At 57.7% G+C, this 26007-nt stretch carries 24 protein-coding genes and 1 pseudogene; 19 read left to right on the plus strand and 6 right to left on the minus strand.

Annotated elements, in window-relative coordinates; all coding sequences use genetic code 11:
* Positions 1-179: 179 nt before the first annotated feature.
* Positions 180-1433 carry a serine hydroxymethyltransferase gene (gene glyA / locus HMPREF1024_RS05075; RefSeq protein ID WP_002914027.1) on the plus strand — a complete coding sequence of 418 codons (1254 nt, stop codon included), beginning with the start codon at positions 180-182 and terminating at the stop codon, positions 1431-1433.
* Between the two features lie 55 nt (positions 1434-1488).
* Here glyA and HMPREF1024_RS05070 read toward each other — a convergent pair whose 3' ends face one another.
* Positions 1489-1911 carry a DoxX family protein gene (locus HMPREF1024_RS05070; RefSeq protein ID WP_002914024.1) on the minus strand — a complete coding sequence of 141 codons (423 nt, stop codon included), beginning with the start codon at positions 1909-1911 and terminating at the stop codon, positions 1489-1491.
* Between the two features lie 73 nt (positions 1912-1984).
* On the minus strand, positions 1985-3181 hold the full coding sequence (locus tag HMPREF1024_RS05065) for an ROK family transcriptional regulator (RefSeq protein WP_004174823.1): 1197 nt from the start codon (positions 3179-3181) through the stop codon (positions 1985-1987).
* 112 nt (positions 3182-3293) lie between these two features.
* On the opposite strand from HMPREF1024_RS05065, the gene HMPREF1024_RS05060 reads away from it, so the two are divergent.
* The 4 genes from HMPREF1024_RS05060 to HMPREF1024_RS05045 all read left to right on the plus strand — a co-directional run bounded on the left by HMPREF1024_RS05060 (position 3294) and on the right by HMPREF1024_RS05045 (position 10127).
* Complete coding sequence (locus HMPREF1024_RS05060) at positions 3294-6569, plus strand: DUF5107 domain-containing protein (RefSeq protein WP_009309481.1); 3276 nt, start codon at positions 3294-3296, stop codon at positions 6567-6569.
* 69 nt (positions 6570-6638) lie between these two features.
* A complete protein-coding gene (locus HMPREF1024_RS05055) occupies positions 6639-8075 on the plus strand; it encodes a sugar porter family MFS transporter (protein WP_002914018.1) in 1437 nt (478 codons plus the stop codon).
* Positions 8075-8908, plus strand: a complete 834-nt coding sequence (locus HMPREF1024_RS05050; protein ID WP_009309482.1) for an aldose 1-epimerase — start codon at positions 8075-8077, stop codon at positions 8906-8908. The genes HMPREF1024_RS05055 and HMPREF1024_RS05050 overlap by 1 nt, the downstream gene beginning before the upstream one ends.
* An 82-nt stretch (positions 8909-8990) precedes the next feature.
* The gene (locus tag HMPREF1024_RS05045) at positions 8991-10127 is read left to right on the plus strand and encodes a 3-phenylpropionate MFS transporter (RefSeq protein ID WP_004149349.1); all 1137 of its coding nucleotides are present in this window, start codon (positions 8991-8993) and stop codon (positions 10125-10127) included.
* On the opposite strand, the pseudogene csiE reads toward HMPREF1024_RS05045, so the two are convergent.
* A pseudogene (gene csiE / locus HMPREF1024_RS0127350) lies at positions 10124-11400 on the minus strand (stationary phase inducible protein CsiE). The gene HMPREF1024_RS05045 and the pseudogene csiE overlap by 4 nt on opposite strands.
* Positions 11401-11524: 124 nt before the next feature.
* Between csiE and HMPREF1024_RS05040 the strand changes: the two are divergent.
* The 3 genes from HMPREF1024_RS05040 to HMPREF1024_RS05030 all read left to right on the plus strand — a co-directional run bounded on the left by HMPREF1024_RS05040 (position 11525) and on the right by HMPREF1024_RS05030 (position 14079).
* Positions 11525-12163, plus strand: coding sequence for a DUF1007 family protein (locus HMPREF1024_RS05040; protein WP_004151988.1), 639 nt, complete (start codon positions 11525-11527; stop codon positions 12161-12163).
* Positions 12154-13134, plus strand: coding sequence for a nickel/cobalt transporter (locus HMPREF1024_RS05035; RefSeq protein ID WP_009309485.1), 981 nt, complete (start codon positions 12154-12156; stop codon positions 13132-13134). Before HMPREF1024_RS05040 ends, HMPREF1024_RS05035 begins: the two co-directional genes overlap by 10 nt.
* 99 nt (positions 13135-13233) lie before the next feature.
* Positions 13234-14079, plus strand: a complete 846-nt coding sequence (locus HMPREF1024_RS05030; RefSeq protein ID WP_009309486.1) for a hypothetical protein — start codon at positions 13234-13236, stop codon at positions 14077-14079.
* A 45-nt stretch (positions 14080-14124) separates the two neighbouring features.
* Here HMPREF1024_RS05030 and suhB read toward each other — a convergent pair whose 3' ends face one another.
* Positions 14125-14928: an inositol-1-monophosphatase gene (gene suhB, locus HMPREF1024_RS05025; RefSeq protein WP_002913995.1), complete on the minus strand. Its 804-nt coding sequence runs from the start codon at positions 14926-14928 to the stop codon at positions 14125-14127.
* Positions 14929-15048: 120 nt separating this feature from the next.
* On the opposite strand from suhB, the gene trmJ reads away from it, so the two are divergent.
* The 11 genes from trmJ (at position 15049) to sseB (ending at position 23884) form a co-directional block, all read left to right on the plus strand.
* On the plus strand, positions 15049-15783 hold the full coding sequence (trmJ, locus tag HMPREF1024_RS05020) for a tRNA (cytosine(32)/uridine(32)-2'-O)-methyltransferase TrmJ (RefSeq protein ID WP_002913994.1): 735 nt from the start codon (positions 15049-15051) through the stop codon (positions 15781-15783).
* Positions 15784-16017: 234 nt separating this feature from the next.
* The gene (gene iscR / locus HMPREF1024_RS05015) at positions 16018-16509 is read left to right on the plus strand and encodes a Fe-S cluster assembly transcriptional regulator IscR (protein ID WP_002913993.1); all 492 of its coding nucleotides are present in this window, start codon (positions 16018-16020) and stop codon (positions 16507-16509) included.
* A 178-nt stretch (positions 16510-16687) separates the two neighbouring features.
* Positions 16688-17902 carry a cysteine desulfurase gene (iscS, locus tag HMPREF1024_RS05010; protein WP_002913992.1) on the plus strand — a complete coding sequence of 405 codons (1215 nt, stop codon included), beginning with the start codon at positions 16688-16690 and terminating at the stop codon, positions 17900-17902.
* A 26-nt stretch (positions 17903-17928) separates the two neighbouring features.
* Positions 17929-18315, plus strand: a complete 387-nt coding sequence (gene iscU, locus HMPREF1024_RS05005; RefSeq protein ID WP_002913991.1) for a Fe-S cluster assembly scaffold IscU — start codon at positions 17929-17931, stop codon at positions 18313-18315.
* A gap of 17 nt (positions 18316-18332) precedes the next feature.
* Positions 18333-18656 (plus strand): iron-sulfur cluster assembly protein IscA, encoded by a 324-nt coding sequence (iscA, locus tag HMPREF1024_RS05000; protein ID WP_002913979.1) that lies wholly within the window; start codon positions 18333-18335, stop codon positions 18654-18656.
* A gap of 74 nt (positions 18657-18730) precedes the next feature.
* Positions 18731-19246: a co-chaperone HscB gene (hscB, locus tag HMPREF1024_RS04995; protein WP_004174835.1), complete on the plus strand. Its 516-nt coding sequence runs from the start codon at positions 18731-18733 to the stop codon at positions 19244-19246.
* Positions 19247-19261: 15 nt separating this feature from the next.
* Positions 19262-21112: a Fe-S protein assembly chaperone HscA gene (gene hscA / locus HMPREF1024_RS04990; RefSeq protein WP_004149343.1), complete on the plus strand. Its 1851-nt coding sequence runs from the start codon at positions 19262-19264 to the stop codon at positions 21110-21112.
* A gap of 1 nt (position 21113) precedes the next feature.
* A complete protein-coding gene (fdx, locus tag HMPREF1024_RS04985) occupies positions 21114-21449 on the plus strand; it encodes an ISC system 2Fe-2S type ferredoxin (RefSeq protein WP_009309487.1) in 336 nt (111 codons plus the stop codon).
* A gap of 1 nt (position 21450) precedes the next feature.
* Positions 21451-21651 carry a Fe-S cluster assembly protein IscX gene (iscX, locus tag HMPREF1024_RS04980; RefSeq protein WP_009309488.1) on the plus strand — a complete coding sequence of 67 codons (201 nt, stop codon included), beginning with the start codon at positions 21451-21453 and terminating at the stop codon, positions 21649-21651.
* Between the two features lie 70 nt (positions 21652-21721).
* Entirely contained in the window at positions 21722-23008 is a 1287-nt protein-coding gene (gene pepB, locus HMPREF1024_RS04975) for an aminopeptidase PepB (protein WP_009309490.1), read from the plus strand.
* 99 nt (positions 23009-23107) lie between these two features.
* Entirely contained in the window at positions 23108-23884 is a 777-nt protein-coding gene (gene sseB / locus HMPREF1024_RS04970; protein WP_009309491.1) for an enhanced serine sensitivity protein SseB, read from the plus strand.
* A 71-nt stretch (positions 23885-23955) separates the two neighbouring features.
* Here the strand turns inward: sseB and HMPREF1024_RS04965 are convergent, their stop codons facing one another.
* Together HMPREF1024_RS04965 and sseA are read right to left on the minus strand one after the other, a co-directional pair.
* Positions 23956-24798, minus strand: a complete 843-nt coding sequence (locus HMPREF1024_RS04965) for a hypothetical protein (protein WP_004180898.1) — start codon at positions 24796-24798, stop codon at positions 23956-23958.
* Positions 24799-25024: 226 nt separating this feature from the next.
* Complete coding sequence (gene sseA / locus HMPREF1024_RS04960) at positions 25025-25882, minus strand: 3-mercaptopyruvate sulfurtransferase (protein ID WP_009309492.1); 858 nt, start codon at positions 25880-25882, stop codon at positions 25025-25027.
* Positions 25883-26007: the final 125 nt, after the last annotated feature.

The raw sequence follows: 26007 nt of genomic DNA on the forward strand, positions 1-26007 counted from the left end.
TTGATACTGAGAGAGGCGTTATTGCTCAAAGCCTTGTGTCATGCGGAGCCAATCGTTTGCGTAAAATCCTTTGTCAAGACCTGTTATCACAGAATGATTCGGTTATACTGTGGGCCGTTGTCCAATCGGACCGCCTTTTTAGGCCGAAATTTTATTGTTAGCTGAGTCAGGAGATGCGGATGTTAAAGCGTGAAATGAACATTGCCGATTATGATGCCGAACTGTGGCAGGCTATGGAGCAGGAAAAAGTACGTCAGGAAGAGCACATCGAACTGATCGCCTCCGAAAACTACACCAGTCCGCGCGTTATGCAGGCGCAGGGCTCTCAGCTGACCAACAAATATGCTGAAGGGTATCCGGGCAAGCGTTACTACGGCGGCTGTGAATACGTCGACGTGGTTGAACAGCTGGCAATCGACCGCGCGAAAGAACTGTTCGGCGCTGACTATGCTAACGTCCAGCCGCACTCCGGCTCCCAGGCTAACTTTGCCGTCTACACCGCGCTGCTGCAGCCGGGCGACACCGTGCTCGGTATGAACCTGGCGCAGGGCGGCCACCTGACTCACGGCTCCCCGGTTAACTTCTCCGGCAAACTGTACAACATCATCCCTTACGGTATTGATGAGTCCGGTAAAATTGACTACGACGACATGGCGAAGCAGGCTCAGGAACACAAACCGAAGATGATCATCGGTGGTTTCTCCGCTTACTCCGGTATCGTTGACTGGGCGAAAATGCGTGAAATCGCTGACAGCATCGGCGCTTACCTGTTCGTCGATATGGCGCACGTGGCAGGCCTGATTGCCGCTGGCGTGTACCCGAACCCGGTTCCGCATGCTCACGTTGTGACCACAACCACCCACAAAACCCTGGCGGGTCCGCGCGGCGGCCTGATTCTGGCGAAAGGCGGTAGCGAAGAGCTGTACAAAAAACTGAACTCTGCGGTATTCCCAAGCGCGCAGGGCGGCCCGCTGATGCACGTTATCGCGGCGAAAGCGGTGGCGCTGAAAGAAGCGATGGAGCCAGAGTTTAAAGTTTACCAGCAGCAGGTTGCGAAAAACGCTAAAGCGATGGTGGAAGTGTTCCTGAACCGCGGCTACAAAGTGGTGTCTGGCGGTACTGAGAACCACCTGTTCCTGCTGGATCTGGTGGATAAAAACCTGACCGGTAAAGAAGCTGACGCCGCTCTGGGCCGCGCCAACATCACCGTCAACAAAAACAGCGTGCCGAACGATCCGAAGAGCCCGTTCGTGACCTCCGGTATCCGTATCGGTTCTCCGGCTGTGACTCGCCGCGGCTTTAAAGAAGCGGAAGTCAAAGAGCTGGCTGGCTGGATGTGTGACGTGCTGGACAATATCAATGACGACGCGGTCATTGAGCGCGTGAAAGGTAAAGTGCTGGATATCTGCGCCCGCTTCCCGGTATATGCGTAAGCGTTAGCGTTGACATCAAAAAGGCCGCGTATGCGGCCTTTTTTGCGTCTGGAGATTAGCGGCGGTCGAGGGAGATCGCCCCGGGGCCGGTTACCGCCAGCAGCAGGAAAGCGCCGGCGATGCTGACGTTTTTCCAGAAGTTAATCATGTTCGGCAATACCGCATCGCCAGTCATATCCCAGTAGTGATGGCCAATCACCGCCGTGCCCAGGGTGTAGAAAATAAAGATGACCGCCAGCGGGCGGGTGAAAAAGCCGAGCACAATCAGAATCGCGGCAGGCACTTCCATAATGACGGCGATAATCGCCGCCAGGGTCGGCATCGGCGCGCCGGAGGCGGCCATGTACTGCACCGTACCGTCAAAGCCCAGCAGTTTGGGGTAGCCAAAAAGAATAAACAGAATCACCACGGCGATGCGGGCGATAAGCAGCAACAGAGAGCGGGAAGCGCCAAAATCAAAATAGCGGAGTGTGTTCATAATCAGCTCGTTATGAGAGACGTGTGATTTAAACGTAATACACAAATTTGCGCTCCGCCACGTTCGTTTATGACTAAACCAGCGTCTGCAATTGCTCCTCAACGTACAGATAACCTATCCCCATCAGCTGCTGGGCGCGTGTCAGCTGGCCAAAGCCAATTTGGGTGGCGTGCGCTCGCGGCGTATCCCGGTGGTCAAAGGGGTTGAAACCCGTTTGTTTGACGATACTTTCCAGCCACTGCTCACCGAAGGCGCAGCTGCGCCCGTAAAGCCAGATTTGATTAATATTTAATATATTCAGGAAATTATAGAGGCTTAAGCCAATCGCGTTGGCAGCGTTATCAACCCATGCGCGAATTTGCACATCTCCCTCTTTCCAGGCCTCAATGAGCGACGCCGTGGTTAACTGCTCAGGGGCGAGCGTTGCTTCAGGCTGCGTTTTGAGCCACATTCGGGCCTGTTTTTTCAGCGCGCTGAGAGAGGCGACGGTTTCGAGGCAACCGTATCTTCCGCAGTCGCAGGCGTTGCCGTCAGGATTGACAATCGTATGCCCTATCTGCCCGCTGCCGTACAGACTGCCGCGATAAATATGATCGTTAATCACAAATGACGAGCCGATACCGTAGTCGACGTTGATCACGCAAAAATCCTGCTGTGTACCCTGATGCTGCCACTTCTCCGCCAGCGCTAGCATCACGCAGTCGTTATCCACCCGAACCTGCACGCCAAGCCGCTCCTCAAGCAGATACTTTATTTCGATCGGTGTTTTCCAGCGTGCCTGGGGCATGGTTTGTGAAACGCCGGTAATCGGATCAACCTGTCCATGCACGCCAAGGGCGAGATTGATGCTGTGCTGCGGGTAGCGGCGGTGGATATGCCGCCAGCATTCAACGATGGCCTCAAGCAGGGCCTGAGGAGTGGGCGCGTTGACCGGCAAATGCTGATGGCCATCCACTGCCAGCAGGCGGGCGTCGGCAAGCTGATATTCAATGCTGGTCGGGGTGATATTCATGCACAGTGTCCAGGCGCCGTGCTCGGGGATCTGGTAGCTGCCGCTGTTCACGCCCCGTTTGCTCAAGTGTTCCGTTGAGTGACCGATCAATCCCTCGCTAAGCAGCTCGGCCAGAATATTGCTCACCGCCGGAATGGAGAGACCGGTGAGTTGAGAGAGCTGTGATTTACTGAGCTGCTTTTCCCGCCATAGATGGGAAAGAAAAATCGACTTATTGGCCTGCCGGACCCGGGCGTTATTAAAGCCAGTACGCTGCATACACTTAACTCCCTTAACTATATTGCGTGAGAATTGCGCATTTTAACAGCGAATTGGCGATATAGACTCCTGTTATTGCAACTTTTACTTCGTTTTGTTTAGTGGAGGCATCATGTACGGTTCGGTTAAGGTCTGGCAGGAAATCATTTCATTACCAACGTGGACGACGGGCGCGGAAGATCCGAACCCTATGTTTCTGGAAAAACGTGTTTATCAAGGATCTTCCGGCAGCGTCTATCCCTACGGCGTGATTGATACCCTGACCGGCGAACGCGAAATGCGCGATTATCAGGCAGTGTGGATGGAGAATGATTTCCTTCGGGTCATGCTGCTACCGGAGCTTGGCGGCCGTATTCACCGGGCATATGACAAAGTCAAACAACGTGATTTCGTCTATTACAATGAGGTGGTTAAGCCAGCCCTGGTAGGGCTGCTCGGGCCCTGGATCTCCGGCGGAATCGAATTTAACTGGCCGCAACATCACCGGCCGACGACCTTTAAGCCGGTCGATTTTTCTATTCAGCAGGGAGAAAACGGCGCGCAGACCGTATGGATGGGGGAAGCGGAGCCCATGCGCGGTTTGCAGGTTATGGCCGGGTTTACGCTCTATCCTGACCGCGTGCTGATTGAAATCACTGGCAAGATCTTCAATGGTAACGCCACGCCGCGCCATTTCCTGTGGTGGGCCAACCCTGCAGTAAAAGGCGGCGATGCCCACCAGAGTGTATTCCCACCCGATGTCACCGCTGTATTCGACCATGGTAAGCGTGATGTTTCCGCTTTCCCGATTGCCACCGGTACCTACTACAAAGTGGACTATTCTGCGGGGGTTGATATCTCCCGTTATAAAAACGTCCCGGTACCCACTTCGTATATGGCGGAGAAGTCGGATTACGATTTTGTCGGCGCTTATCATCATGACGAGCGAGGCGGGTTACTGCATGTTGCCGATCACCATGTCTCTCCTGGCAAGAAACAGTGGAGCTGGGGGTACGGGGATTTTGGCCAGGCCTGGGATCGAAATCTGACTGATGAAAATGGCCCTTATATTGAGCTGATGACCGGCGTCTTCACCGATAACCAGCCTGACTTTACGTGGCTTGCGCCTTATGAAGAGAAGGTGTTTGTACAAAATTTCCTTCCCTACAGCGAGTTAGGGATGGTGCAAAATGCCAATACACAGCTGGCACTGAAGCTGGTTCGCGAGTCTGGGCAACTGCTGCTTGGCGTATATGCCATTGCTCCGCTAAATCATATCGTGGTTGAACTCAGCGCTGACCATCAGCCATTGTACGAAACTCAGCTGACGCTGAAGCCCGGTGAGAGCTGGCAGCAGACGCTGCCGGAAAATGGCGTCGGGCGCTTAACCCTCAAAGTGAAAACCGCCGAGAACCAGCCGCTGCTGGATTATCAGGAACATATTACCCAACAGACGCCGCTGCCCGAACCAGCTATAGCGCCCGCGTTACCGGAAGCGATCCACAATGGTGACGAGCTCTATTTTATCGGCCAGCACCTTGAACAATACAACCACGCAAGCCGCTACGCCGGGGATTACTATCGTCGGGCGGTTGAGCTCGATCCGCAGGATTATCGCAATAATGTTGCCCTCGGTACCCTGGCGTTCAACAGTGCCGACTGGGCGCTGGCGGAACAGTGTGCCCGTGCTGCGCTACAGCGCGCGCATCGTTTGAATAAGAACCCGCGAGATGGCGAAGCCAGTATGCTGCTTGCCAGCGTGCTGGAAAGGATGGGGGATGATGCAGGCGCCTGGGATCACTATTACAAAGCCTCCTGGAGCGGTAATTGCCGTGACGCCGCCTGGTGGTCGCTGGCGCGGCTGGCGATGAAGCGCGGTGATGTTGCCGATGCGCTGGAAAAAGTAAACACCAGTCTGCGGTTCAACGCCAGCAATCCTCTGGCGATGGGGTTGAAAGCGCTGGCATTAGCCAACAGTGGGCAGAAGAAAGCAGCGCTGGAGTTTATTTTCGCCTCTCTTGAGCAATACCCATTGAGCTATCCGCTGCACTGCGCGCGCTGGATGATTGAGCGGAGCGACGACGCGCGAGAAACCCTGCTGCGCATCACGGGGCGCAGAGGGGTCAACGCCAGCCTGCTGGCGGGTTGGCTGCTCTCTATCGGACAGACGTCGGCGGTGAAAGAGGTTCTTGCGGTTCTGGACAGTCAGGAAGCGCTGCCGATGCTCTGGCGTGCGTCGCTAAGTGATGATGCCAATGAACGCCAACAGTTTATTGCCGCCGCCGAGCACTGCCATGCGCACAATGTTCGTTTCCCTAACTCGCTCGATGAAGTTCAGATGCTGCAGTCGCTGGGCGACAGCGCTTTTGCCCGCTATCTACTCGGTTGCTTCTGGTACAGCAAACGTCGCTATGACGAGGCGGTGAGCTGCTGGCGCGAGACGCTCGAAAAATCTCCCGATTATGCGCCCGCTCATCGTCTGCTGGGCGTTTACTCCTGGAATAAACAGCAGGATGCAACGCAGGCGCTGGCTTATCTGCAGCGCGCCGTAGCGCTGGAGCCGGACAATGCGCGCTTCCTGTTTGAACTCGATTTTTTGCAAAAATTACTGGCCAGGCCGGTACATGAGCGACTGACGACGCTGGTGGAACGTAAAGCCGTGGTGCTGAAGCGGGACGACCTGACCGCTGAGCTGCTAAGCCTGTGGAACGCGTCCGGTCATTATGCCGATGCCGCCGCGATTCTGGATACGCGCGTATTCCATCCCTGGGAAGGAGGAGAAGGGAAAATCACCGGCCAGTATTTGCTCAATCAGCTCCATCGGGCATTACAGTTCATCGAGCGTGGGGCGTTTAAACAGGCCACGGACTGTCTGAAAGCCGCATTACGCTATCCCGACAATCTGGGGGAGGGGCGACTGCCTGGGCAAACGGATAACGATATCTGGTATTTGCTGGGCTACTGCGCAGAACAGGCTGGGGATGCGCAGCAGGCGGCGGAATATTACCAGCTTGCCCGGCAAGGGGGCTCAACGCTGGACGCCGGGCGGTACTACAACGATCAACCCGCCGATTACCTTTTCTGGCAGGGCATTGCGCTGCGTAAGAGCGGTAACCCAGCGCAGGCCGAGCAGCACTTCCGCCATTTTATCGACTGGGCCGCGCAGCATCGGGATGACGTTCCGCAAGTCGATTTTTTTGCCGTCTCTCTTCCGGACCTGGTGGTTCTCGATGTATCAGCGCAGCAGAGACATCAGCAGCACTGCTTGTTTATTGAAGCGTTGGGCCATCTGGGGCTGGGCAACGTATCCGCCTGCCAGCAGAGGATGCAGCAGCTTCTGCAAATAAATCCGGCTCATGATAAGGCGCATCTGATTCGCCATGCCCTGCAAAGCGGCATTTTTTCCTGAACCTCAATGGGCGGGCTCGGCCCGCCTGAACCCTACTGTTCCCTGCGTTTCCCTTATAGAGGAATCATTATGAACAACGCGCAGACACATCTGAAAATGGGCTACGTCTGGACGATTTGTCTGGTCGCCGCCTGCGGTGGTTTACTGTTTGGCTATGACTGGGTGGTGATTGGCGGCGCTAAGCCATTTTATGAAGCCTGGTTTTCAATTACGGACCCGGCGCAGTCCGGCTGGGCGATGAGCTCAGCGCTGTTGGGCTGTATTTTCGGCGCATTAATTTCGGGATGGTGCGCAGACAAACTGGGGCGCAAGCTGCCATTAATTCTTTCCGCCGTGCTGTTCAGCGCGTCGGCCTGGGGGACGGCGGTCGCCAGTCATTTCGATATGTTTGTGGTTTACCGCATTGTGGGCGGCGTAGGGATTGGTCTGGCTTCCGCTCTCAGCCCGCTTTACATTGCCGAAGTCAGTCCGGCAGAGAAAAGAGGGCGTTTTGTCGCGGTCAATCAGCTCACCATCGTGATTGGCGTACTGGCCGCTCAGTTAATCAATCTGATGATTGCTGAACCGGTGGAGCCGGGGGCGACGCAGCAGATGATTGTGGACAGCTGGAATGGGCAGATGGGCTGGCGCTGGATGTTCGGTGCGGAACTGGTGCCGGCGCTGGCGTTTCTGGTCCTGATGTTTTTTGTCCCCGAGTCGCCGCGCTGGCTCATGAAGGCCGGTAAACCGGAGCGCGCCCGGGCTGCGCTGGAACGCATTGGTTCTGCCGACTATGCCGACAGGATCCTGCGTGAAATCGCGCATACCCTGGAAAAGGATAATAATAAAGTCTCCTACGGCGCGCTGTTGGCTCCCCAGGTGAAACCGATTGTGATCATTGGCATGGTGCTCGCCATATTCCAGCAGTGGTGTGGGATTAACGTCATCTTTAACTACGCGCAGGAGATTTTTGCCTCGGCGGGGTTCGATATTAACAGCACGCTGAAATCGATCGTCGCGACGGGCGTCGTTAATCTGGTCTTTACCATTGCGGCGCTGCCGCTGGTGGATAAAATCGGTCGCCGAAAATTAATGCTGCTTGGCGCTTCGGGATTGACGCTGATCTATGTGCTGATCGCCGGCGCTTACGCCATGGGCATTATGGGGTGGCCGGTACTGTTGCTGGTGCTGGCGGCGATTGCTATTTATGCGTTGACCCTGGCGCCGGTGACCTGGGTGCTGCTGGCGGAGATTTTTCCCAACCGCGTACGTGGACTCGCGATGTCTTTAGGTACCCTGGCGCTGTGGATCGCCTGTTTCCTGTTAACTTATACTTTCCCGCTGCTTAATGCCGGTCTGGGCGCGGCAGGAAGCTTCCTGCTGTATGGTGTCATTTGCGCTGCCGGCTACCTCTATATCCTGCGCAACGTCCCGGAAACGAAAGGTATCACCCTCGAAGCGCTGGAAGAGCAGCTGGCGCAGCGTCATACGGGCGTGAATGCGGCGAAGCAGGAGCAGATGCGCTAATGGCGGAAGAGTGGATTCTGGAGAACGCGCATCTGCGGATGTGCGTCTCTTCTCTGGGCGGCAAAGTGCAAAGTTTATTCTCGCGGCAATATCAAGCGCCGGTGCTATATGAAAATCCCGCCGGCGGCATGTTTCCGATGCTGCCATTGGCCAATCGCGTCGCCGGCAACCGTTTTATTTTTCATGGGCAGGAGATTGTCCTGCCTCGCCACCATGCCGACGAGTATTTCTTTCTTCACGGTGACGGCTGGTTACAGCGCTGGGATATTATTGAGTGCGGCGCCGAGTATTGTGTATTACAGCTGCGTCGGCAGCGTGCCTGCGGTTTCGATTATCTGGCGCAGCTCCGCTACCAGTTGCTGCGTAACCAGCTGATAGCGGAGCTAACGCTTACCCACTATGGGGAGGTCCCTGCGCTTTACGGCTGCGGCTTTCATCCCTTTTTCCCTTTCGATGAACGCAGCAAGGTCCAGTTCCAGGTCAGCGGTTACTGGCCGGAAGGGGAGAATCACTTACCTCTCAACTGGCAAGGAAACTTGCCCGACTATGCCAATTTCAGCGTGGCTCAGTTCGGTGAAGATCGTTGGCTGAACGTGGGTTATTCCGGCTGGGGCGGGCGGGCGAGGGTAAGCAATGACGTGATGAATATCACAATTCTATCGCAAACTCCGTGGTTGATGCTGTTCAGAATGCAAGGTGAATCATTCCTTTGCCTCGAGCCGCAAAGCCATCCGGTAAACGCCCACAACATGGACGGGCAGCCGGGGCTGCGAGTTTTAGGCGCGGGAGATAAGCTCAATTTTTCGCTGAAAATCATCATCGAGGGGGCATAAATAACGAGCTATCGGCAGACAAGAGCATCTTGCGCCCGCCGGGGTTTGTCGCCAGACTATCGCCACCATTCGGGAGGAAATCATGGTCTTGCACTCCACGCGCTGGCTGGCGCTCAGTTATTTCACCTACTTTTTTAGCTACGGTATTTTTCTGCCCTTCTGGAGCGTCTGGCTGGCCGGAAACGGGCTGACTCCGGAAACCATCGGCATTTTGCTTGGCGCCGGTCTGGTGGCCCGTTTTCTCGGCAGTCTGCTGATTGCCCCGCGGGTGAGCGATCCCTCCCGGCTGATCGCCGCGCTGCGCGTGCTGGCGCTGTTAACCTTGCTCTTCGCGCTGGCCTTCTGGGCCGGCAGCCACGTAGCATGGCTGCTGGCGATCATCATCGGCTTCAACCTGTTCTTTTCGCCGCTGGTGCCGCTGACGGATGCTCTGGCCAACACCTGGCAAAAGCAGATCACCATGGACTATGGCCGGGTGCGGCTATGGGGCTCTATTGCCTTTGTGATTGGTTCGGCGCTGACCGGCAAGCTGGTGAGCCTGTTCGATTACCGGGCGATCCTGCTGATGCTAAGCCTGGGGGTCGCCTCGATGCTGCTCGGCATGCTGCTTAAGCCGTCGGTGATGCCCCAGGGGGAGTCGCGCCAGCAGCAGGGGGCCGGAATGGCGGCCTGGCTGACGCTGGTGCGCCAAAGCTGGCGCTTTCTCGCCTGCGTTTGTCTGCTGCAGGGAGCGCATGCCGCCTACTATGGCTTTAGCGCCATCTACTGGCAGCAGGCCGGCTATTCCGCCTCGGCGGTCGGTTATCTGTGGTCGTTAGGCGTGGTGGCGGAAGTGGTGATCTTCGCGTTGAGTAAAAAGGTGTTCCGCCGCTTCAGCGCCCGCGACCTGCTGTTGCTCTCCGCCGTCTGCGGGCTGATTCGCTGGGGACTGATGGGCTGGACCACGGCGCTGCCGGGACTCATCCTTGCGCAGATCCTTCACTGTGGCACCTTCACGGTGTGTCATCTGGCGGCGATGCGCTATATCGCCGCCCGTCAGGGTAGCGAAGTGATCCGTCTGCAGGCCGTCTACTCCGCGGTGGCGATGGGCGGCAGTATTGCCATCATGACCGTCTTCGCCGGTTTCCTCTATCAGCACCTGCACCAGGGCGTATTCTGGGTGATGGCCCTGCTGACGCTCCCGGCGATGGCTATACGGCCAAAAGCGGTGGCGGCCTAGTCCTCGAGCATGGCGCAGATATGCTGCTGCTGGCGTTCAGTGAAGTAGTTCTCCGCGTGGATCAGCGGCGGCGAAAACAGCGGCAGCGCCGTCGCATAGGGGGTGACGATAAGCGTCACCCCTTTGGGCGCACCTTCCTTCTGAAAGCGCTCTACGCTCTGGTATTTGATATTCAGCGGCAGCAGCGTTAGTTCGCGCAGCTGTTGTTCCAGGGCCTCTTCAATTGCTGGGTTGTCATCGGTTAGCAACAGCACCTGTTTCTCGTGCAGGTCGCTTTTCTGCATCAGCCAGGCGCCAAAGATCACCGCGATTAAACCGGTCTCTTCCTCATTAAAACGGATGTGCCAGGCCTCCTCGAATTCGCTCAATGCCGCCTGGGTGGTACGCAGTAAGCGAGGGTAGAGCCGGGTCACTTCCTCTGTGAGCGTGCTGTCGATGCCGATAGCAAACACGCTGCGGATCAACGCCTGCGACAAATGAATATAGAGTTGATCGCTGAGCCCCTGCTCATCACTGAACGCTCTGCCAGCGAGGATCTGAAAGCGGTGGATCAGGCCGGAGATAGCCAGCCGCAGGCGGCGATCGTGCGGGTGACCGTCGCGGACCGGGTCGGGGGTTTTGAGCAACATAAACAGCAGCGAGGGAAAAAAGGTTCTCCGACATGGGGCGGAGCGCCGACCCGACGCTGCCAGTGGCGGACAATCTCCTGCGCCAGGGTGAACTCGGCGGCGGTTTGAGCCCAGCGTTGCTGTTCCTCATTGAAGTCCGGAGAGTATCCCCGGTGATGTTCGAGCAGACAGTACTGCAGGTACAAGCGCAGAAACTGCACGTCGCGGCAGTCAAACTGGCGATTGAGCGCCCGCGCGCAGCGGTTCACCAGCGCCTGCAGATTGGTATCATCGTATAAGGTGCGGGCAATGCCTTCCTGTTTAAGCTGCGTTTTCAGCGCCGGGGTAAAATGATGATTAACGAACTGTGGGCAGAGGCGCAGCCCCCGCCGCAGCGCATGCAGCAGACATAAACGTTGGTCGAGCGCGGCGCCTTCAATCCGATAGCTGCCGTCCACCTGTGACTGGAGGGTCAAACGGTGGTAACGCTGAATTTCGCGTCCGGTCTCCTCAATATCCTGCCGGGCCGTGGTCTCATCAACTAGGTTGATCCTGCCAAGCCGTTCAGTCGTCACCGACTGTCCGGGCAGATAAAACATCAGGAGCACCTGGCTACGGCGCTGTGGACTGGAAAGCGCAGATGGTGGTTCAATGACGGTCATCATCTGGTAAGTTCCAGTTAGGGTTTCCGCTAAGGATAGACAATGACCGCGGCGTGGGCAGGGAAGAGCGTCCGCTTTTACTCAGGATTGCTGGCGAAGTTCACAGAATTTTTCACGTGAGGAACAGATGAACAGAGTGAAACAATGCACAAGCGCGGCGTTTTTCATGGTTTTATCATGGTCGGCCGCTGCGCATCCGCATAGCTTCATCAGCCTGCAAAGCGAGCCGGTGGTCAAGGATGGTCTGCTGAGCGCCTTTAAAATGCGCTGGACGATGGATGAAATTACCTCATCGGATCTGCTCTATGATGCCGGAAACGCCAAACCGGGCAGCGAAGTCTGGAAAAAGCTGGCGGCGGAGGTGATGGCCAACGTGCTCGGTCAGCACTATTTCAGCGAGCTGTGGCATAACGGTCAGCGGGTTAAATTTGACAATCGTCCCGACGGTTACGGCCTCGAACGTGACGGACTGCAGGCGGTACTCACCTTTACTCTGCCGCTGGCGACGCCGCAACCCATTGCCGGGCAGACGTTTACCTTTTCCACCTTCGACCCGACCTACTACGTCGATATGTTTTATGACAAGGATAGCGATTTTTCCCTGCCCGCAGGGCTGCGGGCCGCCTGTAAGGCAACGGTGATGACGCCAAAACCGAACGACAAAATGCTCTCATACGCCCAGTCGCTGGATAAAGCGGATGCGCCGCCGGAGGATATGGCGCTGGGCAGCTATTTTGCCCAGAAGGTGACCCTGACATGTCAGTAATTTTTACTCCGCGCGCGCGATTTTCGCGCTGGAAAGCGCTGTGGCCGCTGGCGCTGTTGCTGGCTGTGAGCATCATCGGCGGCATTTGGCTGTGGCGGGCGTGGCCGCAGGTGCTGATGCAGAGCGCAGTCTGGCAGCGTTCGCTCAATCTGGAACTCAGCCGCCTGCTGCAGGCGGTGGCGGTGAACCCGGCGGCGGCAGGGCTGTCGCTGCTGGGGTTTAGCTTCGTTTACGGGGTGCTCCATGCCTTAGGGCCCGGACACGGTAAAATTGTCATTACGACCTGGCTTGCCACCCATCCCGCGAAGCTGAAATCAAGCATTGGCCTGACGCTGGCCGCCTCTTTATTACAGGGGCTGGTGGCCATCGCGCTGGTGGTCGTGGTGCTGGCGCTGCTGCAGCTGCCGGCGCGCCAGCTGCACCTCAGCAGTTTCTGGCTGGAGAAGGGGAGCTATTTGCTGGTGGGTGCGTTAGGGCTGCTGCTGTGCTGGCGGGCGTTAAAAAAGCTGCGTCTGCTGCTGCGCCGGCCAACGTTTACCGCTTTTACCCCGCATCATGTTCATAACGAACACTGCGGCTGCGGGCATCAGCATCTCCCGGCCCCGGAGCAGCTGCAGGCCGGCGACGACTGGCGGGCTCGCGCCGCGATTGTCCTGTCGATGGGCATGCGTCCCTGCTCGGGGGCGATCATGGTTCTGCTGTTCAGCAAGGTAATCGGCGTTTTTGGCTGGGGGATGGCGGCGGCGCTGGCGATGGCGGCGGGAACCTCGTTGACTATCACGGCGCTGGCGCTGTTGGTGCATGGGTTCCGCCAACTGGCGATCCGCCTCAGTCGCCATCAGGCGCCAGCGTTATGGAAGCAGGTTAGTTGGGCGACGCTGGCGCTGGCCGGCGGCGTCATATTGCTGGCGGCGGCAGGGGTGATGTGGCTCAGCGCCGTCCCTGCCGGCGGTGGGATCCGTCCGTTTTAGACAGACGCCGGGCGCAAATCCTAAAGTGGGCGCCAGCGCTTGCCGCTGGCGAAGCGATGCTCTAGTTTTCCGCTTTTCGGCGGATGACAAGGAGTCGCTATGGCCGCAAATATCGTTTCTCCCGCGCAGAGCGGGCGGTTCTATTATGGCTGCGCCGGCGCCGCCGGCGCCGCCGGGCTGCTGGCGGGCCTGGCGATCGTATTCTGGTTTCCAGTCCTGGCCAGCTGGTGGCCGTCAGATCTGGTGCGTGTCTACCACGCTATGCCGTATGTTATGCGATTCGGGGTGGCGAGTGTCGCGGATATTCCGCTGGTGGCCTACGCCACCCTAACGCTGTCGGGCTTCGTGCTGGCCTTTTGCCATCCCGGTCACAGTAAACTGCCCATTGTTGCCTGGGCTGTGCATAACCAGCCCTCGCCGCGGGAGATGGTCGACTGGATCCTGCGCAGCTGGGTGTTGCAGTTCGGTTTTCTGGTGATCATTTTCTGGCGTTTCGCGTTTATGGGTAAGCTAAGCAGCGACAGGCTAATGCAGATCGTGGGCATCTTTAACGACGTATGCTATCTGGCCACGCTGGTGCTGGCTGGAATACTGCTGCGCGACGGCTGGCGCGACTTTCAGGGCGTTGCCGCACCGGCAGGCAATATTCGCATTCCGCTGATCTTTGCCCTGAGCTTTTATCTGCCGTTTCAGCTGGTATGGATTTTACTCAGTGCGCAGCAGTATGAGCTGCCTCTGTGGGGATGGCTGCTGCTGGTTCCGGCGATGGTCGGCGTGCTGTTAGCCCGCCTGGCGACGGTAGGGATAGCGCTGTGTTTCCGGCGCTGGCTGGGGACGCAGGGCTGTCTGCGCTGGCGCGGACCGCTGGCCTTATTTAGCGGCCTGACGGTGCTCTGTATTGGCGGCAATGCGGTGATTCGCCAGATCCTCAACATGATAAAATGACATAAAAAAGGAAGCCGCGGCTTCCTTTTTGACATCAGTAAGAGATTAACGCTTCAGCGCGTCGCTCAGCTGCTCGCGCATGTTCGCCAGCATCGCTTTCACCACGCGCGGGTTACCGGCAACGATGTTGCCCGTCAGCATATAGTTATGACCGCCGGTGAAGTCGCAGACAATCGCGCCAGCTTCACGGGCGATCAGCTCGCCTGCGGCGAAATCCCATGGTTTCAGGGCGATCTCAAAGTAACCGTCAACGCGGCCGGCGGCCACATAGGCCAGATCCAGCGCGGCAGAGCCGGTGCGACGGAAGTCGGCACATTCGGTAAACATGTTGCCGAGAATATTCATGTAGGTGGTGGCGTGCTGCTTCGCTTTGAACGGGAAGCCGGTCGCGATAATGGTGCCGTCGAGGTCGCGAGCGTTGCTGCCGCGCAGACGGTAGCCGTTCAGCTGCGCGCCCTGGCCGCGGGTCGCGGTAAACAGTTCGTTACGCATCGGATCGTAGACCACCGCGACTTCAGTACGCCCTTTGATGCGTACGGCGATGGAAACAGAGAAGTGCGGCAGACGTTTAACGAAGTTGGTGGTGCCATCCAGTGGATCGATAACCCATTGAACATCCTGCTCTTCGCCAGCGTGTTCACCGCTTTCTTCGGTGATAATGGTGTGCTGCGGGTAAGATTTGCGAATGGTTTCGATAATAATCGCTTCGGCGGCTTTATCGACGTTGGTCACAAAATCATTGCTGCCTTTCTGGCTGGTTTCTACGGTGTCTGGCGTTTCGTAGTGTTTGGCAATTAAATTACCCGCCTTGCGCGCGGCGCGCACGGCGATGTTCAGCATCGGATGCATCGGTCTCTCTCACTGGATGTTAAAGAACGGGAAAAAACGGCGCATATAATAGCAGCCAAATCTGCTTATGTCTCCGTTTTATGGTAGCATGCACGAATAATCTTTAGCCGAAGAACCATAATGCTGCAAAATATTCGAATCGTACTGGTAGAAACTTCCCATACCGGCAACATGGGCTCCGTAGCCCGCGCGATGAAAACCATGGGCTTAACTAACCTGTGGCTGGTCAATCCGCTGGTCAAACCCGATTCGCAGGCGATAGCCCTGGCCGCGGGCGCCAGCGACGTGATCGGCAACGCGCAGATTGTCGATACCCTTGATGAAGCGCTGGCAGGCTGTAGCCTGGTGGTTGGCACCAGCGCGCGCTCCCGCACGCTGCCGTGGCCGATGCTCGACCCGCGCGAATGCGGTCTGAAAAGCGTCGCCGAAGGTCAGCATGCGCCGGTGGCGCTGGTTTTTGGCCGCGAGCGCGTTGGTCTGACCAACGATGAACTGCAGAAGTGCCACTATCACGTGGCGATCGCCGCCAACCCGGAGTACAGCTCGCTGAACCTGGCGATGGCGGTGCAGGTTATCGCCTATGAAGTGCGGATGGCCTGGCTGGCGGCGCAGGAGCAAGCGCAGCCGGCGGTTGAGCATGAAGAGGCGCCGTACCCGCTGGTGGACGATCTGGAGCGATTCTACGACCATCTTGAGCAGACGCTGCTGGCGACCGGCTTTATCCGCCCAAATCATCCGGGGCAGGTGATGAACAAGCTGCGTCGTCTGTTCACCCGCGCGCGTCCGGAAAGCCAGGAGTTGAACATCCTGCGCGGTATGCTGGCGTCTATTGAGCAGCAGAATAAAGGTAAGTAACCGCGTTAACGCCGGATGGCGCTTCGCTTATCCGGGCAACGAATCGGGCTCGCCTGGCGCGATGAAGGTATCAGGCTATGCGGAAGTAAAACGGCACGGAAAGCCAAATACCTGACTAAAACAGTCAAGTAAATAGTTGACCAAATTACTCGGGAATGTCAGACTTGGCCCTGCTATGCAATACCCATATTAATAAAAAGCCCGGCCAGGGGCGAGTTTGAGGTTAAGTAAGACATGAGACTGACATCTAAAGGGCGTTATGCCGTGACCGCGATGCTTGACGTTGCGCTCAACTCTGAAACGGGCCCGGTGCCGTTGGCAGATATTTCAGAGCGTCAGGGAATTTCGCTTTCCTATCTGGAACAGCTGTTCTCTCGCCTGCGTAAAAATGGCCTGGTTTCCAGCGTTCGTGGCCCAGGTGGTGGTTATCTGTTAGGTAAAGATGCCGGCAGTATCGCCGTCGGCGAAGTCATTAGCGCCGTGGACGAATCCGTTGACGCCACCCGTTGCCAGGGCAAGGGCGGCTGTCAGGGCGGCGATAAATGCCTGACTCACGCGCTGTGGCGCGACCTGAGCGAGCGCCTGACCGGCTTCCTGAACAATATCACCCTCGGGGAACTGGTGAATAACCAGGAGATCCTCGATGTTTCCGGTCGTCAGCATCAGCACGAAACCCAGCGCAATGCGCGCACCCAGGACGCGATTGACGTTAAACTGCGCGCCTGAGTGACCCGTCCCGTTTCGGGCTGCGGCTGACAGGGCAAGGCGGCGCGAAACGGCGGGACAACGATTATAAAGAGCTTTCAGAATCAGGCCGGGATGCTCCGACATTCCGTGTACTCGGTCGTACATCAAGCCGGTTGCCTGATTCCTTGCATTGAGTGATGTACGGAGTTTAAGAGCAATGAAATTACCGATTTACCTCGATTACTCCGCAACCACGCCGGTGGACCCGCGTGTTGCCGAGAAAATGATGCAGTTCCTGACCATGGACGGGACCTTTGGTAACCCGGCCTCCCGTTCCCACCGTTTTGGCTGGCAGGCTGAAGAGGCGGTTGATATCGCCCGCAATCAGATTGCCGAGCTGGTCGGCGCCGACCCGCGCGAAATCGTCTTTACCTCTGGTGCGACTGAATCCGACAACCTGGCGATCAAGGGTGCAGCCAACTTTTATCAGAAAAAAGGCAAGCACATCATCACCAGCAAAACCGAGCATAAAGCGGTTCTGGATACCTGCCGTCAGCTGGAGCGCGAAGGCTTCGAAGTGACCTACCTGGCGCCGCAGAGCAACGGGATTATCGATCTGAAAGAGCTGGAAGCGGCGATGCGTGACGACACCATCCTGGTTTCCATCATGCATGTGAATAACGAAATCGGCGTGGTGCAGGATATCGCTACCATCGGCGAGATGTGTCGCGCCCGCGGTATCATTTACCACGTAGACGCCACCCAGAGCGTGGGCAAGCTGCCTATCGATCTGAGCCAGCTGAAAGTTGACCTGATGTCCTTCTCCGGTCACAAAATCTACGGTCCGAAAGGTATCGGCGCGCTGTACGTGCGTCGTAAGCCGCGTATTCGTATCGAAGCGCAAATCCACGGCGGCGGCCACGAGCGCGGTATGCGTTCCGGTACTCTGCCTGTTCACCAGATCGTCGGCATGGGTGAAGCTTACCGTATCGCCAAAGAAGAGATGGAAAGCGAGATGGCGCGTCTGCGCACGCTGCGCAACCGTCTGTGGAACGGCGTGAAGGATATGGAAGAAGTGTACCTCAACGGCGACCTCGAGCAGGGCGCGCCGAACATTCTTAACGTCAGCTTCAACTATGTTGAAGGCGAGTCGCTGATTATGGCGCTGAAAGACCTGGCGGTTTCCTCCGGTTCAGCCTGTACTTCCGCGAGCCTTGAGCCATCCTACGTGCTGCGCGCGTTAGGCATGACTGATGAACTGGCGCACAGTTCTATTCGTTTCTCTTTAGGTCGTTTCACTACCGAAGAAGAGATTGACTATGCCATCGATCTGATTCGCAAATCCATTGGCCGTCTGCGCGAGCTTTCTCCGCTGTGGGAAATGTTCAAACAGGGCGTGGATCTGAACAGCATTGAATGGTCACATCACTAATTCGGCACCAATAAGGAGAATTCATCATGGCTTACAGCGAAAAAGTTATCGATCATTACGAGAATCCGCGCAACGTCGGCTCTTTTGACAACAGCGACGAGAACGTCGGCAGCGGCATGGTCGGCGCGCCGGCCTGCGGCGACGTGATGAAGCTGCAGATTAAAGTCAACAATGAAGGTATCATTGAAGACGCGCGCTTCAAGACCTACGGCTGCGGTTCCGCTATCGCTTCCAGCTCCCTGGTTACCGAGTGGGTGAAGGGCAAATCGCTGGACGAAGCGCAGGCGATCAAGAACACCGATATCGCCGATGAACTGGAACTGCCGCCGGTGAAAATCCACTGCTCTATCCTGGCGGAAGACGCGATTAAAGCCGCGATTGCGGATTACAAAAGCAAACGTGAAGCAAAATAATTAGTTGAGGTTTTGTTATGTCGATTACTCTTAGCGACAGTGCAGCAGCGCGAGTCAATGCCTTCCTGGCGAACCGCGGTAAAGGGTTTGGCCTGCGCCTGGGCGTAAGAACCTCCGGCTGCTCGGGTATGGCCTATGTACTGGAGTTTGTTGACGAGCCGGCGGCTGAAGACACCGTGTTTGAAGACAAAGGCGTGAAGGTCGTGATCGACGGCAAAAGTCTGCAATTCCTCGACGGCACTCAGCTGGACTTCGTCAAAGAAGGCCTCAACGAAGGGTTCAAATTCACTAACCCTAACGTCAAAGATGAGTGCGGCTGCGGCGAAAGCTTTAACGTATAATCGGTACTCCTCAACCCCACCGCGGTCACGCCGCGCGTGGGGTTTTAATTTAGATGCATGACCCTGAGGTTACTATGGACTATTTCACCCTCTTCGGGTTACCAGCCAGCTATACCCTCTCGCTTGAACAACTGGCTGTCCGGTATCAGGATCTGCAGCGCCAGTACCATCCGGATAAATTTGCCAGCGCGCCTGCGGCGGAACAGCTTGCGGCGGTTCAGCATTCCGCCACTATAAACCAGGCCTGGCAGACGCTGCGCCATCCGCTGACTCGCGCAGAATATCTCCTTTCGCTGCATGGCTTCGATCTGGCCAGCGAGCAGCATACCGTTCGCGATACCGCGTTCCTGATGGAACAGCTGGAATTGCGCGAAGAGCTGGATGAGATCGGCCAGGCGAAAGACGACGCGCGGCTGGAAGGTTTTATCAAACGGGTGAAAGCGCTGTTTGATACCCGTCAGCAGCTGATGGTTGACCAATTGCATAATGAGAGCTGGGAGGCGGCGGCGGACACGGTTCGTAAGCTCCGTTTCCTCGATAAACTGCGCAGCAGTGCTGAAGAACTCGAAGAAAAACTGCTCGATTTTTAATTTTCGGAAGCAATTATGGCCTTATTACAAATTAGTGAGCCCGGCCTGAGCGCCGCGCCGCACCAGCGTCGTCTGGCGGCCGGTATCGACCTGGGCACCACCAATTCTCTGGTGGCTACCGTGCGTAGCGGCCAGGCCGAGACTCTGCCCGATCATCAAGGCCGCTATCTGCTGCCGTCGGTGGTGAACTACCACGCTTCGGGGCTGACCGTCGGCTATGACGCCCGGCTTAACGCCGCTCAGGATCCTGCCAATACCATCAGCTCCGTGAAGCGGATGATGGGGCGCTCCCTCGCCGATATTCAAAACCGTTACCCGCATCTGCCGTATCAGCTGCAGGCCAGTGAAAACGGCCTGCCGATGATCCAGACGGCCGGCGGCCTGCTGAACCCGATTCGCGTCTCCGCCGATATCCTCAAAGCGCTGGCCGCCCGGGCGACCGAAGCGCTGGCCGGCGAACTCGACGGCGTGGTCATTACCGTTCCCGCTTACTTCGATGACGCTCAGCGCCAGGGAACCAAAGACGCGGCGCGTCTGGCGGGCCTGCACGTGCTGCGCCTGCTCAATGAGCCGACCGCGGCGGCTATTGCCTACGGCCTCGACTCCGGCCAGGAAGGGGTGATTGCGGTCTACGATCTCGGCGGCGGCACCTTTGATATCTCCATTCTGCGTTTAAGCCGCGGGGTGTTTGAAGTGCTGGCCACCGGCGGCGACTCGGCTCTCGGCGGCGATGATTTCGATCACCTGCTGGCTGACTACCTGCGCGAGCAGGCGGGCTTCAGCGACCGCAGCGATAACCGTCTGCAGCGTGAGCTGCTGGATGCCGCCATCGCGGCGAAAATCGCCTTGAGCGATGCCGAGGCAGCGCACGTCGAGGTCGGCGGCTGGCAGGGCGATATCACCCGCAGCCAGTTTAACGATCTGATTGCCCCGCTGGTAAAACGTACCCTGATGGCCTGCCGTCGGGCGCTAAAAGACGCTGGCGTTGAAGCGCAAGAAGTGCTGGAAGTGGTGATGGTCGGCGGTTCGACCCGCGTGCCGCTGGTGCGTGAGCGCGTTGGCGAGTTCTTTGGTCGCACTCCGCTGACCTCCATTGACCCGGACAAAGTTGTCGCCATCGGCGCGGCGATCCAGGCCGATATCCTGGTGGGCAACAAGCCGGACAGCGAACTGCTGCTGCTCGACGTTATCCCGCTGTCGTTAGGCCTGGAAACCATGGGCGGCCTGGTGGAGAAAGTGATCCCGCGTAATACCACCATTCCGGTGGCCCGCGCGCAGGAGTTTACCACCTTCAAAGATGGCCAGACGGCGATGTCCATTCACGTGATGCAGGGCGAGCGTGAGCTGGTCCAGGATTGCCGTTCGCTGGCGCGCTTTGCGCTGCGCGGTATCCCGGCGCTGCCGGCGGGCGGGGCGCATATTCGCGTTACCTTCCAGGTGGATGCCGATGGCCTGCTGAGCGTTACGGCGATGGAAAAATCGACCGGCGTGGAAGCCTCCATCCAGGTGAAACCGTCTTACGGTCTGACCGATGGCGAAATCGCCACCATGATTAAAGATTCGATGAGCTACGCCGAACAGGATATTCAGGCGCGCATGCTGGCTGAACAGAAAGTGGAAGCCGCGCGCGTACTGGAGAGCCTGACAAGCGCGCTGGCCGCCGACGCCGCGCTGTTAAGCGCCGCGGAGCGTCAGGCCATCGATGCCGCTGCGGAGCAGGTACGCGCCGCCGCGGCAGGCGACGACGCTGACGCGATTAAAGAAGCGATTAAAAATATCGACACACAAACCCAGGAATTCGCCGCTCGCCGTATGGATCAGTCGGTCCGTATCGCGCTGAAAGGCCAATCCGTGGACGAGGTTTAAAATGCCAAAAATTGTATTTCTGCCCCACCAGGACCTGTGTCCGGATGGCATCGTTGTGGAAGCTGAGACCGGTGAAACCATTCTCGATGCCGCGCTGCGTAGCGGTATCGAAATTGAACACGCCTGCGAAAAATCCTGTGCCTGCACCACCTGCCACTGCATCGTGCGTGAAGGTTTTGACTCGCTGGCGGAAAGTAGCGAAGATGAAGACGACATGCTGGATAAAGCCTGGGGGCTGGAACCTGACAGCCGTCTGAGCTGCCAGACGCGCGTCACCGACGAAGATCTGGTCGTTGAGATCCCGCGTTACACCATCAACCACGCACGCGAGCACTAATATGGCACTGAAATGGACCGACAGTCGCGAAATCGGCGAAGCGCTGTACGACGCTTACCCGGATCTCGACCCGAAAACCGTTCGCTTTACCGACATGCATCAGTGGATTTGCGATTTGGAAGAGTTTGATGATAATCCAAACGCATCCAATGAAAAAATTCTCGAGGCGATTCTGCTAGTCTGGCTAGACGAGGCCGAATAATTTCGCGTTAAGCGAAAACATTTTAACGGGCTGCCATAGGGTGGCCCGTTTGCTAAGAAGGATAATGATAATGACCGAAGCTATGAAGATTACGCTTTCTACTCAGCCAGCCGATGGACGCTGGGGAGAAAAAGCGACCTGGAGCATCAATAACGACGGCATCGCTCTACATCTCAACGGTAAAGACGACCTCGGGCTTATCCAGCGCGCGGCGCGCAAAATTGACGGCATGGGCATCAAGCACGTCGCCCTGAGCGGCGAAGGCTGGAACACCGATCGCGCCTGGGCCTTTTGGGCCGGCTATAAAGGGCCGAAAGGTCAGCGTCAGGTCGAATGGCCATCCCTTGACGACGCGCAGCACAGCGAGCTGGATAACCGCCTGACGATCATCGACTGGGTGCGCGACACCATCAATGCGCCGGCGGAAGAGCTGGGTCCGGAGCAGCTGGCGCAGCGCGCTGTCGACCTGCTGTGTGGCGTGGCGGGTGAGAAGATAAGCTATCGCATCACCAAAGGCGAAGATCTGCGCGAGCAGGGCTATCTTGGGCTGCATACCGTGGGCCGCGGCTCCGAGCGTCCGCCGGTCCTGCTGGCGCTGGACTATAACCCGACCGGCGATAAAGAGGCGCCGGTATACGCCTGCCTGGTGGGCAAAGGCATCACCTTTGATTCCGGTGGCTACAGCATCAAGCAAAGCGCCTTTATGGATTCGATGAAATCTGATATGGGCGGTGCGGCGACTATCACCGGCGCGCTGGCTTTTGCCATTACCCGTGGGCTGAACAAACGCGTGAAGCTCTACCTGTGCTGCGCCGACAACCTGATCAGCGGTAACGCCTTCAAACTGGGCGATATTATTCATTATCGCAACGGCAAAACCGTTGAAGTTATGAACACTGACGCGGAAGGCCGCCTGGTGCTGGCGGATGGCCTGATTGACGCCTCGGCGCAGAAGCCAGAGCTGATCATCGACGCCGCCACCCTGACCGGCGCGGCGAAAACCGCGTTGGGCAATGATTACCACGCGCTGTTCAGCTTTGACGATGCGCTGGCGAATCGCCTGCTGGCGAGCGCTCAGGCGGAAAACGAAGCCTTCTGGCGTCTGCCGCTGGCCGAGTTCCACCGCAACCAGCTGCCGTCCAACTTTGCTGACCTGAACAATACCGGCAGCGCGGCCTATCCGGCCGGCGCCAGCACCGCGGCGGGCTTCCTGTCCCACTTCGTGGAAAACTACCATCAGGGTTGGCTGCATATCGACTGTTCGGCAACCTACCGCAAATCTGCCGTTGAGCAGTGGTCGGCGGGCGCCACCGGGCTTGGCGTGCGTACCATTGCTAACCTGCTGACAGCTGAGTAATGGCCTTGCCGGGTGGCGCCCGCGCTTACCCGGCCAGGAAAACCATATGCCCGCGTGGACGAATGGCCGCCGGGCAATTCATTGTGAAGTAGCCAAACTATGTCAGATACAAAAAATGAATTAGAAACCCTGCTGGAAAAAGCGGCGACTGAGCCCGCCCATCGTCCGGCATTTTTCAGCGCGCTGCTGGAGACCACCGTCTGGGTGCCGGGCAGGGCAGCCGATGGCGAGCAGATTGTCGAAGATAGCGCGCTGGATCTGCAGCATTGGGAAAAAGACGACGGTACCTCGGTGATCCCATTCTTTACCTCGCTGGAGGCGCTGCAGCAGGCGGTGGCGGATGAACAGGCTTTCGTGATGATGCCGGCCCGCACGCTGATGGCGATGACGCTGGGCGAATCGTTATTCCTCAACCCGAAGCTGCCGAGCGGCAAAGAGTTCACCCCACGGGAAATCAGCCATCTGTTAGGCGAAGAAGGCAGCCCACTGAGCACCCAGACGGTACTGGAAGGCGGCGAAGCGCTGCTGCTGTCTGAAGTCGCCGAACCGCCGGCGCAGATGGTCGATTCGCTGACCACGTTGTTCAAAACGCTCAAGACCGTCAAGCGGGCGTTTCTGTGCTCGATTAAAGAGCGCGCCGACGCGCCGGCAAACTTATTGATCGGGATTGAAGCGGAAGGGGATATTGAAGCCATTATCCAGACCACCGGCAGCGTGGCCACCGATACCTTGCCAGGCGACGAACCTATCGATATTTGCCAGGTGGTGGAAGGCGAGAAGGGCATCAGCCACTTTATGATTGCCCATATCACGCCGTTCTATGAAAAGCGCTGGGGCAGCTTCCTGCGCGATTTTAAGCAGAACCGCATTATCTGACAGCGGGGGCGGCAGCCCCCGCTGTTTCTTTATGCTTCCAGTTCGAGGCACAAAAGCGGGGGTGGCAAAAGCTAATGCAGGGCGGCAAAGATTCGCGGATATGCAGACACCATGTGATAGAGGAGAAATCCCGTCACGCACAGCGTGACAATGCCGTTGAAGAGCGCCATATCCCCGCGCCAGGCCCGGCACCTCTCTTCGCCCAGCAGAGAACGTAGCGCTGCCACCAGCCCGCCGACCAGCATAAACGCCAGTAACACCCCTGCCATTTGCGCGATAACAATGTACCAGCCCAGCGGCGTATTCACGCCCCGGGCGCTCATCAGCGCGATCTGCGCCGGCAAAATCGTCTGGAACCCGAGGGTAAGTATCATGAGAAGACGCAGGTCCGCCAGCTGAGCGTCGAACGTGCGGGCCAGGCGCCGGGCGTCACGCAGGAGCAGCACCCCTGACGCCACCGCCGCGGCAACGCTGATGTGCTGGAGAATAAAAATATATAACGCCAGGGTTCCGGATGGGACCCGGGACAAAAAGAACAGATTGCAAAAGACAATGACCAGCAGGCCAAATTTTGTGACCCAGGCACGGAATACCTCGCCGGGCCAGCGCCGGCTTGACGCTGGGTTATGCATCATCCACGCGGCAAGGGTCGACTTACCGTAACCGGGCGCGAGCAGCACCATCAGAAAACCCAGCAGCGCCTGATGGCAATAGGTGACTAACGGAACGTCTTCGAGAGTGACCCCGAGAAAGCGGGTATACACGGAGACTGGCGCAGGCACCAGGCTTAGCCATGTCCGGTTCCATTGCGGCCAAAAATAAAGGATCGCGCCGCCTGCCAGCAGGCCAGCTATACCTCCCAGCCAGGGAAGGCGCGGTGAATAAGCCGAATGTGGGTTAGAGACTAATGCCATTTTCACTCCTTGTGGTGACATCAGATTGGGATGGACTGGATGCGCTATCAGCCCTGAGGAATTCTGTACCAGTGCTCTGCCTCCCCATCAGGCAAAGCGAACTCGGCAGGAACAAGCCCTGCGGCAGCACAGAGTAACCGGTTTAGCGAGAAGCAGAAGAAAGTGGGAGAGAAAATCAGAAATTATTTAGTGACCGCGGAACGGGAGGCCCGCGGTCACGCCGTGTTTACGGAGCGGCAGGGGCCGGTTCAATCGGCAGATCGCTCCGCGCGCCCCATTCGCTCCAGGAGCCGTCATACAGGCAGACGCCGTTCACGCCAAGCGTGGTGAGCGCCAGCACGACCACCGCCGCCGTCACCCCCGAGCCGCAGCTGGCGATGATCGGCCGTTCAAAATCGACACCCTGACGTAAAAAGATGTCGTTCAGCTCGTCAACGGTTTTCAGTTCGCCGTTAATCACCAGATCCGTCCACGGTACGTTCAGCGCGCCGGGGATATGCCCGCGGAGCAGGCCCGGGCGCGGTTCGTCGGCCTGGCCGTTAAACCGGGCCGCCGGACGGGCATCGACAATCTGCGCCGATCCTTCATGGCTGACCAACAGGACGTCGGTCAGACGCTTAATTTGTTGAGGATCGAACCGCACGTCGAATTCCCCTTCGGCCACCTCCGGCATCCCTTGTTCCAGCGGCAGTTCGTCGCGCCGCCAGCCCTCCAGTCCGCCGGCCAGAATTGACACCTTCTCTACGCCAAAGGTGCGCAGCATCCACCACGCGCGCGGGGCGGAAAACAGATTGCCTTCGTCATAGACCACCAGATGCTTATCGCTGCAGACGCCCAGTTCGCGCATGGCGACGGCAAACGCTTCGGCCCGCGGCATCATATGCGGCAGCGGACTGGTGTGGTCGGATAGCGCCTCGATATCGAAAAACAGCGCGTTCGGCACATGGCCGGCGCGGTATTCCGCGGCCATATCCCGCAGGGCCTCCTGCCCGGCGGGCGCCATGCGGGCGTCGATAATCTGAATTTCCGGGTCATCAATATGTTCTGCCAGCCAGTCGGCAGCGACAAAAAACGAGGTGGACATAGGTGCCTCCGTTTTATTATTCATGACTGAATTGTCGGCGTTTTAGCTGGCGCTGACAAGTTAAGGACGCCAGAGTGGGGACGGCGTCACGGCACTTTTCTGATTAATCGGCAGAAACCCGCTTC

This window comes from Klebsiella sp. 4_1_44FAA, assembly GCF_000238715.1.
Lineage (GTDB): Bacteria > Pseudomonadota > Gammaproteobacteria > Enterobacterales > Enterobacteriaceae > Klebsiella > Klebsiella pneumoniae.

Bases quoted from the DNA above. Each gene is read 5' to 3' on its own strand.
- pepB (WP_009309490.1), top strand. From the start codon at position 21,722: ATGACCGAAGCTATGAAGATTACGCTTTCTACTCAGCCAGCCGATGGA.
- iscX (WP_009309488.1), top strand. From the start codon at position 21,451: ATGGCACTGAAATGGACCGACAGTCGCGAAATCGGCGAAGCGCTGTAC.
- sseA (WP_009309492.1), bottom strand. From the start codon at position 25,882: ATGTCCACCTCGTTTTTTGTCGCTGCCGACTGGCTGGCAGAACATATT.
- HMPREF1024_RS04965 (WP_004180898.1), bottom strand. From the start codon at position 24,798: ATGGCATTAGTCTCTAACCCACATTCGGCTTATTCACCGCGCCTTCCC.
- iscU (WP_002913991.1), top strand. From the start codon at position 17,929: ATGGCTTACAGCGAAAAAGTTATCGATCATTACGAGAATCCGCGCAAC.
- HMPREF1024_RS05030 (WP_009309486.1), top strand. From the start codon at position 13,234: ATGGCCGCAAATATCGTTTCTCCCGCGCAGAGCGGGCGGTTCTATTAT.
- iscR (WP_002913993.1), top strand. From the start codon at position 16,018: ATGAGACTGACATCTAAAGGGCGTTATGCCGTGACCGCGATGCTTGAC.
- trmJ (WP_002913994.1), top strand. From the start codon at position 15,049: ATGCTGCAAAATATTCGAATCGTACTGGTAGAAACTTCCCATACCGGC.
- HMPREF1024_RS05035 (WP_009309485.1), top strand. From the start codon at position 12,154: ATGTCAGTAATTTTTACTCCGCGCGCGCGATTTTCGCGCTGGAAAGCG.
- HMPREF1024_RS05045 (WP_004149349.1), top strand. From the start codon at position 8,991: ATGGTCTTGCACTCCACGCGCTGGCTGGCGCTCAGTTATTTCACCTAC.
- sseB (WP_009309491.1), top strand. From the start codon at position 23,108: ATGTCAGATACAAAAAATGAATTAGAAACCCTGCTGGAAAAAGCGGCG.
- HMPREF1024_RS05055 (WP_002914018.1), top strand. From the start codon at position 6,639: ATGAACAACGCGCAGACACATCTGAAAATGGGCTACGTCTGGACGATT.
- hscB (WP_004174835.1), top strand. From the start codon at position 18,731: ATGGACTATTTCACCCTCTTCGGGTTACCAGCCAGCTATACCCTCTCG.
- suhB (WP_002913995.1), bottom strand. From the start codon at position 14,928: ATGCATCCGATGCTGAACATCGCCGTGCGCGCCGCGCGCAAGGCGGGT.
- glyA (WP_002914027.1), top strand. From the start codon at position 180: ATGTTAAAGCGTGAAATGAACATTGCCGATTATGATGCCGAACTGTGG.
- HMPREF1024_RS05040 (WP_004151988.1), top strand. From the start codon at position 11,525: ATGAACAGAGTGAAACAATGCACAAGCGCGGCGTTTTTCATGGTTTTA.
- HMPREF1024_RS05060 (WP_009309481.1), top strand. From the start codon at position 3,294: ATGTACGGTTCGGTTAAGGTCTGGCAGGAAATCATTTCATTACCAACG.
- hscA (WP_004149343.1), top strand. From the start codon at position 19,262: ATGGCCTTATTACAAATTAGTGAGCCCGGCCTGAGCGCCGCGCCGCAC.
- iscS (WP_002913992.1), top strand. From the start codon at position 16,688: ATGAAATTACCGATTTACCTCGATTACTCCGCAACCACGCCGGTGGAC.
- iscA (WP_002913979.1), top strand. From the start codon at position 18,333: ATGTCGATTACTCTTAGCGACAGTGCAGCAGCGCGAGTCAATGCCTTC.
- HMPREF1024_RS05050 (WP_009309482.1), top strand. From the start codon at position 8,075: ATGGCGGAAGAGTGGATTCTGGAGAACGCGCATCTGCGGATGTGCGTC.
- HMPREF1024_RS05065 (WP_004174823.1), bottom strand. From the start codon at position 3,181: ATGCAGCGTACTGGCTTTAATAACGCCCGGGTCCGGCAGGCCAATAAG.
- fdx (WP_009309487.1), top strand. From the start codon at position 21,114: ATGCCAAAAATTGTATTTCTGCCCCACCAGGACCTGTGTCCGGATGGC.
- HMPREF1024_RS05070 (WP_002914024.1), bottom strand. From the start codon at position 1,911: ATGAACACACTCCGCTATTTTGATTTTGGCGCTTCCCGCTCTCTGTTG.